Raw genomic sequence first — 274 nt, 5'->3', positions numbered from 1 at the left:
CGTGGCGCGTTTGAGATATTTGCTCTTTAACAATCCGGAACAAGCTGAAAATTGAAACGACGCGTCGTTTTCATTCTCCGTAATAAGAATGAAAAGCACGATGCGTTCGAGTCTCTCAAATGCTCGTGACTTGCAAGCGTTGTAAAGCGCCTGTGGGTTGTGAGGTTAAGCGACTAAGCGTACACGGTGGATGCCCAGGCAGTCAGAGGCGATGAAGGACGTGCTAATCTGCGTAAAGCGACGGTAAGGTGATATGAACCGCTACAGCCGTCGA

At 49.3% G+C, this 274-nt stretch carries 1 rRNA gene; it reads left to right on the top strand.

The window, feature by feature from the left end:
• Nucleotides 1-163 precede the first annotated feature (163 nt).
• A 23S ribosomal RNA gene (locus HZZ01_RS20765) occupies nucleotides 164-274 on the top strand; the annotation flags it as partial.

The sequence above is a fragment of the Pantoea sp. WMus005 genome (assembly GCF_013415305.1).
Lineage (GTDB): Bacteria > Pseudomonadota > Gammaproteobacteria > Enterobacterales > Enterobacteriaceae > Pantoea > Pantoea rara.
This window is presented reverse-complemented; position numbering and strand designations above follow the sequence as displayed.